Annotated in this window: 8 protein-coding genes; 6 read left to right on the top strand and 2 right to left on the bottom strand. The window is 73.7% G+C overall.

From position 1 onward, the window contains the following. Positions 1–48: 48 nt before the first annotated feature. Entirely contained in the window at positions 49–675 is a 627-nt protein-coding gene (locus tag ACFV04_RS26455) for a hypothetical protein (RefSeq protein WP_360254769.1), read from the bottom strand. Positions 676–1,298: 623 nt separating this feature from the next. On the opposite strand from ACFV04_RS26455, the gene ACFV04_RS26450 reads away from it, so the two are divergent. The 6 genes from ACFV04_RS26450 (at position 1,299) to ACFV04_RS26425 (ending at position 7,027) form a co-directional block, all read left to right on the top strand. Next, entirely contained in the window at positions 1,299–2,153 is an 855-nt protein-coding gene (locus tag ACFV04_RS26450) for a bifunctional methylenetetrahydrofolate dehydrogenase/methenyltetrahydrofolate cyclohydrolase (RefSeq protein WP_360254771.1), read from the top strand. A gap of 19 nt (positions 2,154–2,172) precedes the next feature. Beyond that, positions 2,173–2,598, top strand: a complete 426-nt coding sequence (locus ACFV04_RS26445) for a DUF3017 domain-containing protein (RefSeq protein ID WP_380341204.1) — start codon at positions 2,173–2,175, stop codon at positions 2,596–2,598. 220 nt (positions 2,599–2,818) lie between these two features. Beyond that, on the top strand, positions 2,819–3,811 hold the full coding sequence (locus ACFV04_RS26440; protein ID WP_360254775.1) for a malate dehydrogenase: 993 nt from the start codon (positions 2,819–2,821) through the stop codon (positions 3,809–3,811). Positions 3,812–4,079: 268 nt separating this feature from the next. After that, complete coding sequence (locus tag ACFV04_RS26435) at positions 4,080–5,405, top strand: hemolysin family protein (RefSeq protein ID WP_380348671.1); 1,326 nt, start codon at positions 4,080–4,082, stop codon at positions 5,403–5,405. Between the two features lie 30 nt (positions 5,406–5,435). Continuing rightward, the gene (gene trpS / locus ACFV04_RS26430) at positions 5,436–6,476 is read left to right on the top strand and encodes a tryptophan--tRNA ligase (RefSeq protein WP_360254779.1); all 1,041 of its coding nucleotides are present in this window, start codon (positions 5,436–5,438) and stop codon (positions 6,474–6,476) included. Between the two features lie 62 nt (positions 6,477–6,538). Continuing rightward, on the top strand, positions 6,539–7,027 hold the full coding sequence (locus ACFV04_RS26425; RefSeq protein WP_380348670.1) for a 2'-5' RNA ligase family protein: 489 nt from the start codon (positions 6,539–6,541) through the stop codon (positions 7,025–7,027). 22 nt (positions 7,028–7,049) lie between these two features. On the opposite strand, the gene ACFV04_RS26420 is transcribed toward ACFV04_RS26425, so the two are convergent. After that, entirely contained in the window at positions 7,050–9,611 is a 2,562-nt protein-coding gene (locus tag ACFV04_RS26420; protein ID WP_380532884.1) for a CDP-glycerol glycerophosphotransferase family protein, read from the bottom strand. Positions 9,612–9,888: the final 277 nt, after the last annotated feature.

The raw sequence follows: 9,888 nt of genomic DNA, 5'->3' as shown, positions 1-9,888 counted from the left end.
GGCCCCCTCCGAGGGGGCCGGGCCGCTCCGTCGCGTCGTGCGGGCCGGTCAGTAGCGCGGCCGGTTGAACCAGTTGACGCCGTCCCGGGTGCTCATGGCGACGATCCAGAGGATGCAGATCGCGATCCACAGCACGCCGATGACCGCGCCGAACCCGGAGCCCGCGGCCTGGGCCTGGGCGTTGGTGCTCCCGGTGATCGCGCTGATCAGCACGAGCACGCCGAGCAGCAGGGCCACCGAGCCGTACACGATGGTGGTGATCCGGGTGGCCGGGCCGCCCTTGCCGAACTTCACCCCGAGCGTGATCGAGAGCACCGAGGCGAGCAGGTACAGGATCCCGAGGATCAGCAGGACGCCCGCCGCCGCGTTGCCGAAGATCGCGGTGTCGCTGCTGGTGCTGTGCTGGTTGGCGACGGTCTTGGCGCCCGCGGCCACGATCAGCAGGAACCCGGTGAGGAGGACCTGCACACCGCCCACGACGAACATCAGGACCCGGGCGGTGACCACCAGGCCGGGCATGGACTGCGGCGGGGCCACCGGCGGGTAGCCGTAAGCCGGGGCGGCCGCCTGCGGGTAGCCGTAGCCCGGGGCCGGCGGGGCCTGCTGCGGGTAGCCGTAGCCCGGCGAGGCGGGCGGCTGGCCGTACGGGTTGTTCGGGTCGGGCGGGTAACTCATCGATGCCTCCGGGCAGTTACGGGGACGCGGGGACGGGACGGCGGAGGCCCCGGTTGCGGTCGCGAGTCGGGTCGTCGACGGCACGGGACGGTGGCGGGGCGCAGTGACAACCCGGCGGCGGTGACGGGCGTGACCGGCTCAGCAGCGTGGTGAACGGGCGAGCGCGGGCCTGGACGGGCGCGGCGCGGCGACGGCGGCGCGGCGGCGGTCGGGCTGCTCGGTCTGCTGTGGTCGGATCACTGGCTCTTTCCCCCGGATACGCCCCGCCGCGGTGTCCGTCGGCCCGTCACCGGGCCTGGTCGCGGCAGGGGATGCGGGCATATCGTCATCCGGACGACGGGGCCCTGTCCAGCCGGTTCCGGCACCGGGTCAAGACTGTGGCGCAACCGCAATGCGGTACGGACGTTCCGTACCCGCCCGGTCGCGCGGGGCGGGCCCGCCGCGGACGCCGACGGCGTACCGTCCGGACGTCCCGCGCCGGCCCCCGGGCGGGTCCTCGCCGGGCCCCGCCGAGGGTCCTGCGCCGGGCCGGCCCCGGTCCTGCGCCGGCCTGCGCACGGTCCGGACGCGGGCCGGACCCGACCGTGGTACGGCGACCGGCCGGGATCCGGGAGAATGGGGTCATGACTGCCCAGATTCTCGATGGCAAGGCCACCGCCGCCGCGATCAAGTCCGAACTCGCCGCCCGCGTGGCGGCCCTCAAGGCGAAGGGCGTCACGCCCGGCCTCGGCACCGTCCTGGTCGGCGACGACCCGGGCAGCCGCTGGTACGTGAACGGGAAGCACAAGGACTGCGCCGAGGTCGGCATCGCCTCGATCCAGCGCGAGCTGCCCGCGACGGCGAGCCAGGAGGACGTCGAGAACGTCGTCCGCGAGCTCAACGCCGACCCGACCTGCACCGGCTACATCGTCCAGCTGCCGCTGCCCAAGGGCCTGGACCAGAACCCGGTCCTGGAGCTGATGGACCCGGACAAGGACGCGGACGGCCTGCACCCGACCTCGCTCGGCCGGCTCGCCCTGGGCATCGACGGCCCGCTGCCGTGCACCCCGCTGGGCATCGTCGAGCTGCTGCGCCGCCACGACGTCGAGATCAACGGTGCCGAGGTGGTCGTGGTCGGCCGCGGCATCACCGTCGGCCGCTCGATCGGCCTGCTGCTGACCCGCCGCAGCGAGAACGCCACGGTCACCCTGTGCCACACCGGCACCCGGGACCTGAGCGCCCACCTGCGCAAGGCCGACATCATCGTGGCCGCCGCCGGCGTGCCGCACCTGGTCAAGCCGGAGGACGTCAAGCCGGGCGCGGCGGTGCTGGACGTGGGCGTCAGCCGCAGCGAGGGCAAGATCGTCGGTGACGTCCACCCGGGCGTGGCCGAGGTGGCCGGCTGGATCTCCCCGAACCCCGGCGGCGTGGGCCCGATGACCCGCGCGATGCTGCTCAACAACATCGTCGAGGCGGCCGAGCGCCGCGCCGGCATCTGACACCCCAGGGACGGCGAGCATGACTGAACCGCGACCGGCGCGGACCCGGAGCAGGCCGGTCAAGACCACCGGCACCCTGCCGCCCGAGGGCTCGGCCGCGGCCCTCGGGCGCGAGCACGCCCTGCCGGTCCGGCAGTGGCCGATAACGCTGGTCCTCCTGGTGGTCGGGGCCGGCCTCGCGGTCACCTGGTTCGCCGACTTCAAGGACGGCTTCAAGTACGGGCTGCTGATCCTCGGCTGCGGCGTGCTGCTCGGCGCGGTGCTGCGCCTGGTGCTGCCCGAGGTCGGGATGCTGGCGGTGCGCAGCCGCTTCACCGACGTGATCGTGCTGACCTTCCTGGGTGCCTCGATCGTGTTGCTGACCCTGGTCGCGCAGCCGAACCCGTGGCTGCAGATCCCGCTGCTCGACAACATCGGGCAGCTGATGGGCCGGCCCAAGCACTGACCGGCCCGCGCGCCGTCGAACGGCCCCCGTCCCGCCCCCGGATCCCGGGCGCCGGGCGGGGGCCGCGGCGTTCCTGTGACGCATCAGCCACGCCCGCACACGCGGCGTAGGCTTCCCTTTGCGATAACCTGACGCCGGTCTCTCGATGTCGAGAGAACATCCTCGGCTCCAGTGCGCCGGTGTGCCTGGGGCACCTGGCGATTTGCTGGAGAAGGTAGAAATGACTCGCACCCCCGTCAACGTCACCATCACCGGAGCGGCCGGCCAGATCGGCTACGCGCTGCTCTTCCGCATCGCCTCGGGCCACCTGCTCGGTGCCGACGTGCCGGTGAACCTGCGCCTCCTGGAGATCCCGCAGGGCCTCAAGGCCGCCGAGGGCACCGCCATGGAGCTCGTCGACTGCGCCTTCCCGCTGCTGCGTGACATCACCATCACCGACCAGCCGAACGAGGCCTTCGACGGCGCCAACGTCGCCCTGCTGGTCGGCGCCCGCCCGCGTACCGCCGGCATGGAGCGCGGCGACCTGCTGCAGGCCAACGGCGGCATCTTCGGCCCGCAGGGCAAGGCCATCAACGCCCACGCCGCGGACGACATCAAGGTCCTGGTCGTCGGCAACCCGGCCAACACCAACGCCCTGATCGCCCAGCGCAACGCCCCGGACGTCCCGGCCGAGCGCTTCACCGCGATGACCCGCCTGGACCACAACCGCGCCGTCGGCCAGCTGTCCGCCAAGACCGGCGCCGTGGTCTCGGACATCAAGCGCGTCACCATCTGGGGCAACCACTCCGCGACCCAGTACCCGGACGTCTTCCAGGCCGAGATCGCCGGCAAGCCGGCCTTCGAGGCCGTCGGCAGCGACCTGGAGTGGCTGGAGAAGACCTTCATCCCGACCGTCGCCAAGCGCGGCGCCGCCATCATCGACGCCCGCGGCGCCTCCTCGGCCGCCTCGGCCGCCAACGCCGCCATCGACCACGTCCACACCTGGGTCAACGGCACCGCCGAGGGCGACTGGACCTCCATGGGTGTCGTCTCCGACGGCTCCTACGGCGTCCCGGCCGGCCTGATCTCCTCCTTCCCGGTCACCACCAAGGACGGCAAGTTCGAGATCGTCCAGGGCCTGGAGATCTCCGACTTCTCGCGCGCCCGCATCGACGCCTCGGTCAAGGAGCTGACCGAGGAGCGCGACGCGGTCCAGGAGCTGGGCCTCATCTGAGCCCGCCCCGCACGGTTCCACCGGCGGCCCGCCGACTTCCCCTCGGAAGCGGCGGGCCGCCGCCGTGTCCGGCCCCTGCACCGGCCCCGGCACGGGGGTGCCCGCCCGATCCCGCCCCCGGCCCGATCCCGCCCCCGATCCCGCCGCCGGACCGCCCGCCGTGCGCGAACGGCCGTACGCGAACCGCCGCCCGCGCACTCCCGTCCGCGGGACGACGCGAGTGCGGAGTCGGCCCCCGCCCGCACCGGCCGTCCTACACTGGCCCGCTGTGAACGAAACCCTCGGGGACGCCGCGCTCGTCCTCGTCTTCATCCTGCTGGGCGGCCTGTTCAACGTCGCCGAGATCTCGCTGATCTCGCTGCGCGAGGGCCAGATCCGGACGCTGGAGGCACTCGGCACGCGGCGCTCGGCCCGGGCCGCGCACCTGGCCGCCGACCCCAACCGGTTCCTGGCCGCCGTCCAGGTCGGGGTGACCTGCATGGGCTTCCTGTCCGCCGCCTTCGGCGCGGACACCCTGGCCGGCAAGGTCGCCCCGCTGTTCGTCCGGGCGGGCCTGAGCGAGGGCGTGGCCGACGCGGTCGCCCTGGTCGGCCTCACCCTGGTGATCAGCTACGCCTCGCTGGTGCTGGGTGAGCTGACCCCCAAGCGGATCGGCCTGCAGCGCGCCGAGTCCATCGCGGTGATCGCCGCCCCGGTGGTGGACGTGATGTCGGTCGTGCTGCGCCCGGCGATCTGGCTGCTCGGCCACTCCACCAACCTGATGGTCCGCCTGCTCGGCGGCGACCCGGCGGCCGGGCGCGGCTCGATGAGCTCCGAGGAACTGCGTGGCCTGGTCGCCGCCAACACCGAACTCGGCAGCGACGAACGGGCCCTGATCGCCGACGTGTTCGCCGCGGGGGAGCGCCAGCTGCGCGAGGTGATGGTCCCGCGCACCGAGGTGACCTTCCTGGACGCCGAGCGCCCGCTGGCCGCCGTACGGCACCAGGCCGACACCTCGCCGCACTCGCGCTACCCGGTGGTCGAGGGCAGCGCCGACGCGGTGGTCGGCTTCGTCCACGTCCGCGACCTGTACGGCGCCCGCGGCGAACAGGCCGTGAAGGTCCGCGACCTCGCCCGCCCGGTCAAGCTGCTGCCCGGCACCAAACGGGTGCTGGAGGCGATGGGCGAGATGCGCCGCGAGGGCCACCACCTGGCCATCGTGGTGGACGAGTACGGCGGCACCGCCGGGATCGTCACCCTGGAGGACCTGGTCGAGGAGGTGATCGGCGAGATCCGCGACGAGTACGACCGGCCGGAGGCCGCGCCCACCCGCAGGCTGGCCGGCGGCGGCCTGGAACTGGACGGTCTGCTCAACCTCGGCGACTTCGCCGAGGAGACCGGGGTCACCCTGCCGGAGGGCCCCTACGAGACGGTGGCGGGCTGCCTGGTCGCCTCGCTCGGCCGGCTCCCCAGGGACGGCGACCAGGCGCGCGTCCGGCTGGAGGGCGACGGCGAGGTGCTGCTGACGGTGGCCAAGGTGGAGGGCCGGCGGATCGCCCGGGTGAGGGTGAGTGCCGTCACACTGGCCGAACCTCCGGGGGCGGACGTTTCCTGAGCGACCGGTGGAACTGGAACAATGGCCCGCATGGTCAACGCAGCGGTCACCGGTCCGGCCAAGGACCGTCCCCGGGTGCTCTCCGGCATCCAGCCCACCTCCGGCTCGTTCCACCTCGGCAACTACCTGGGCGCCGTGCGCCAGTGGGTCGACCTGCAGAAGGAGAACGACGCCTTCTACATGGTCGTCGACCTGCACGCGATCACGGTGCCGCAGGACCCGGCGACGCTGCGCGAGAACACCCGGGTCTCCACCGCCCAGCTGCTCGGCGCGGGCCTGGACCCGGACCACTGCACGCTCTTCGTCCAGTCGCACGTGCCCGAACACGCGCAGCTGGCCTGGGTGATGAACTGCCTCACCGGCTTCGGCGAGGCCTCCCGGATGACCCAGTTCAAGGACAAGTCCTCCCGGTACGGCTCCGAGAGCACCACGGTCGGCCTGTTCACCTACCCGATCCTCCAGATCGCGGACATCCTGCTCTACCAGGCGGACGCCGTCCCGGTCGGCGAGGACCAGCGCCAGCACGTCGAGATCACCCGCGACATCGCCGAGCGCTTCAACACCCGCTACAGCCCGACCTTCACCGTGCCGAAGCCGTACATCCTCAAGGAGACGGCGAAGATCCAGGACCTCCAGGACCCGGCCGTCAAGATGAGCAAGTCGGCCTCCTCGCCCAAGGGCCTGGTGAGCCTGCTGGACGACCCGAAGGTCAGCGCCAAGAAGTTCAAGAGCGCCGTCACCGACACCGGCACCGTCGTGTCCTACGACGAGGAGGAGAAGCCGGGCGTCTCCAACCTGCTGCGCGTCCACTCCGCGCTCAGCGGCCAGTCGGTCGAGCAGCTGGTCGCGCACTTCGAGGGCAAGATGTACGGCGCCCTGAAGACCGAGCTGGCCGAGCTGTTCACCGAGTGGGTCACCCCCTTCCAGGAGCGCACCCGCACCTTCCTGGACGACCCGGCCGAGCTGGACCGGGTGCTGGCGATCGGCGCCGAGAAGGCCCGCGAGGTGGCCTCGGTGACGCTGGAGACGGTGTACGACCGGATCGGCTTCCTGCCGGCCGCCAAGCGGTGACTCCCCTCACACGCCTGCCCGGTGGTGGCGACCTCCCGGAGGTCGTCACCATCGGCGTGTCCGTGAGCGTCCCGGATCCGCACGGCACGGCGATCCAGGACACCCGGGCCGGGCTCGGCGATCCGCTGGCCCGGTCGATACCGACGCACGTCACCCTGCTGCCGCCGACCGAGGTGCCGGCCGAGGCGCTGCCGAAGATCGAGGAGCACCTGGCGGCGGTCGCGGCCGCGCACCGGCCGTTCCGGATGCTGCTGCGCGGCAGCGGGACCTTCCGCCCGGTCTCCCCGGTGGTGTACGTCCGGGTCGAGGAGGGCGCGCAGGAGTGCCGGCTGCTGGAGGCGGACGTCCGCTCCGGCCCGCTGGCCCGCGAGCTGGCCTTCCCGTACCACCCGCACGTGACGGTCGCCCACGGCCTGCCGGAGGACGTGCTGGACCAGGCGTACGAGCAGGCGCGCGGCTTCCGGGCCGCCTTCCCGGTGCCGGGCTTCGGCCTCTCCCGCTTCGACGCGGACGAGGTCTGGCGGCCCTGGCGGAGCTACTCCTTCTCCTGAAGCCGGGGCCACTGCCCGGCCCTCAGGCCCCCGCCGTCCGGCCCGCCCGCCGGACCCCCGCCCCTCGACCCGGTCGATCCGGTCCGAGCATCCGGTCGACCACCCGGCGGGCCGCGCCGCCGTCGTCCAGAGCGCAGTGCGCGGCCCGGAAGCGCCGGTAGCGTTCGGCGTAGCCGGGCGGCAACGCGGCGCCGCTGTCGGCGAGTTCGCGCAACGCCCGGAGCAGCCCGGTGGAGGTCGGCACCAGCGGGCCCGGGGCGTTCGGCTCGAAGTCGAAGTAGAAGCCGCGCAGGGTGTCGCGGTAGTGCTCCAGGTCGTAGGTGAAGAAGTACATCGGGCGGCCGGTGATCGCGAAGTCGAACATGATCGACGAGTAGTCGGTCACCAGCACGTCCGCGACCAGCAGCAGTTCCTGCGGGTCGGGGTAGTCGCCGCAGTCGTACCGGAAGCCGTCGCCGGTGCCCGGCAGGGGCTCGCGCACGTGCGCGTGCGGGCGGACCAGCAGCACGTGGTCCCGGCCGAGCAGCCGCCGGGCGTGGTCGAGGTCCAGCCGCAGGTCGAGCCGGAACCCGTCGCCGTCGTCGCGCCGCTGGTCCTCGCGCCAGGTCGGCGCGTACAGCACGATCCGCTTGCCGTCGGGGACGCCGAGCCGGCGGCGCACGTCCGCGGCGGTCCGCGGGTCGGGCCGGGCGAGCACGTCGTTGCGCGGGTAGCCGGACTCCAGCACCTCGCCGGCGTAGCGGAAGGCGCGCCGCAGGATCGGGGTGGCGAAGGGGCTGGGGGAGAGCAGCAGGCTCCACTGCGGGGTCTCCCGGTCGAGGGCCTCCAGGTAGCCGTGGTCGGCCAGCCAGGGGTTCTCGACGTCGTGGGCGATCCGCTTCAGCAGCGAGCCGTGCCAGGTCTGCACGACGACCTGGCCGGGGCGGCGTTCCAGGAAGTCCGGGAAGTGCGTGTTGCCGACGAGGTACCGGCAGGTGGCGAGCGCCCGGTACCACTCCGGGCTCCAGATCCGCACCGGGGCGACCCCGGACGGCACGTCGGCCTGGGCGTCGTCGACCACCCACAGGTGCTCCAACAGTGCGCCGCGGCGGATGAGTTCGGCGTGCACCGCGCGCGGGGAGTCGGCGTAGCCCCGGCCGCCGAACACGTCGTAGAGCACCGCCTCGCGCAGCGGTTCGCGGCGGGCGGCCGGGTAGCGCTCGGCGCGCTGGCGGCCCTGCGTCCAGGCGCTGCGCTCGGCGGCGTCGAGCACGGGGGTGGAGTCGACCAGCAGGGTGTCGTGCCAGCGGCGCTGCAGCAGGATCCGTTTGCCGCCGGCGGTGGCCGCGGCGGGGACGGTGGCGGGGACGACGGGGAGCGCGGCGGGGGCGGCGAGCAGCGGGCGGACCGGGCCCGGGCCGTCGGCCGGTTCCAGTGCGGCCTCCCAGATGCCCTTGCGCAGCGGTAGCGCGGTGCCGTCCGAGCCGGTGCGGGTGGCGGGCACCCGGGCCAGGAAGCGGCCGTCCGGGCCGGTCTCGACCGGGGTGCGGACCTCGCTCGCGGTGCCGGAATGCCGCAGCACCAGCTCCAGCCGGTCCGCGGCCGGGGCCGGGCAGTGGCCGGACAGCTCGAAGCCGTCGGGCCGCACCGCGATCCGGTCGACCAGGCCGGCCGCGGGCTGGACGCAGAACTGGAGGCGGCCGTCGGCGAGGTGCTTGAGGTAGAGCACCCGGCCCGGCGCGCCGGGCAGCGGGTGCTGGCCGGCCACCGGGCCGGCGCGCTCGTCGAGGCAGAGCCGCTCGGTGCCGCCGTCGGGGCGCAGCAGTACGGCGTCCCAGTGCTCCAGTCCGCCGCCGCCGCGGCCGTCGGCGGTGAACGGCGGGTACGGCAGGTGGGTGGTGAAGGTGTCACCGCCACGGGTGAGCGGCCGCTCGACCACGGCGTCGCTCTGCCGATGGCACAGCCGCAGGACGGTGCCGGCGGGGCAGCGGTCGGCGACGCCGCTCAGGTCGAGGCCGGCCGGGGTGCGGGCGGCCCGGGTGACCCGGACGGCCGGGCGTTCCAGCCGCAGCCGCAGCCGGTCGTCCTCGAAGTACGGCTGGAGGCGGACGTCGTGGTCCACCCAGCAGGTCGGCGGGTACTCGCCGGAGCCGCACCAGTGCGGGGCGAGGGAGCCGTACTGGCGGCGCAGTCGGGCGGCGCGGGGGCGGGTGAAGAGGGTGGTCTCGATCCGCCAGTCGCCGAGCAGCCACCGGCCGTCGCGGCGCAGCCGGCTCGGCCGCAGCAGCACGGTGAAGCCGGACCAGTCGTGGTTGTGCTCAGGCTGGGCGCTGTCGTCGGTGACCTCGGGCATCCTGCGGGGTCTGGAGCGCAGGTGCAGCGGGGGTTCGGCCTCGTCCTCGTGGCGCAGGGTCAGCCAGGTCCAGGCGGAGCCGGGGCGGCCGGTGTCCAGGCCCTGCGGGCGGGCGAAGCCGGTGAGCTCCAGGCCGCGGCCGTGCCAGCGGGCGCGCAGCAGTCCGAACACCACGTCCAGGTCCGCCGCGGGGAGGCGCGCGGGCACCCGGGGGGCGGCGTGCGGCAGGACGAACCGGGTGAGCACAGGCATGGCGACAGGAGCCCTTCGGAATGGAAATTCACATCCCATCCAGAAATTGCCGCCGGGGTCAACTGCACGCTTTTTCGAATTCGCCGGGGAATTCATTTTCCGGAACGCCGGTTCGGGAATTGTTCTGGTGTTCGAGAATTTCCGTCCCGGGGCGCCCGGAAAGGCGGAGGCGCCCCACCCCCGGGGGGTGGGGGGGCGCCCCCGCCCGTTGCGGCGGGTAAAACCGGGGGGGGAAGGGCGGGAACCCCCCGGCCGCCCCCCTTGCCGAGGGCAGGGG

This window comes from Kitasatospora sp. NPDC059599 (genome assembly GCF_042735125.1).
In the GTDB taxonomy this organism is placed as follows: domain Bacteria; phylum Actinomycetota; class Actinomycetes; order Streptomycetales; family Streptomycetaceae; genus Kitasatospora.
The sequence above is the reverse complement of the archived record's forward strand: the minus strand, read 5'-3'. Positions and strand labels throughout refer to the sequence as shown.

Coding starts and splice junctions, on each gene's coding strand:
- trpS (WP_360254779.1), top strand. CDS start 5,436: ATGGTCAACGCAGCGGTCACCGGTCCGGCCAAGGACCGTCCCCGGGTG.
- ACFV04_RS26455 (WP_360254769.1), bottom strand. CDS start 675: ATGAGTTACCCGCCCGACCCGAACAACCCGTACGGCCAGCCGCCCGCC.
- ACFV04_RS26450 (WP_360254771.1), top strand. CDS start 1,299: ATGACTGCCCAGATTCTCGATGGCAAGGCCACCGCCGCCGCGATCAAG.
- ACFV04_RS26445 (WP_380341204.1), top strand. CDS start 2,173: ATGACTGAACCGCGACCGGCGCGGACCCGGAGCAGGCCGGTCAAGACC.
- ACFV04_RS26440 (WP_360254775.1), top strand. CDS start 2,819: ATGACTCGCACCCCCGTCAACGTCACCATCACCGGAGCGGCCGGCCAG.
- ACFV04_RS26420 (WP_380532884.1), bottom strand. CDS start 9,611: ATGCCTGTGCTCACCCGGTTCGTCCTGCCGCACGCCGCCCCCCGGGTG.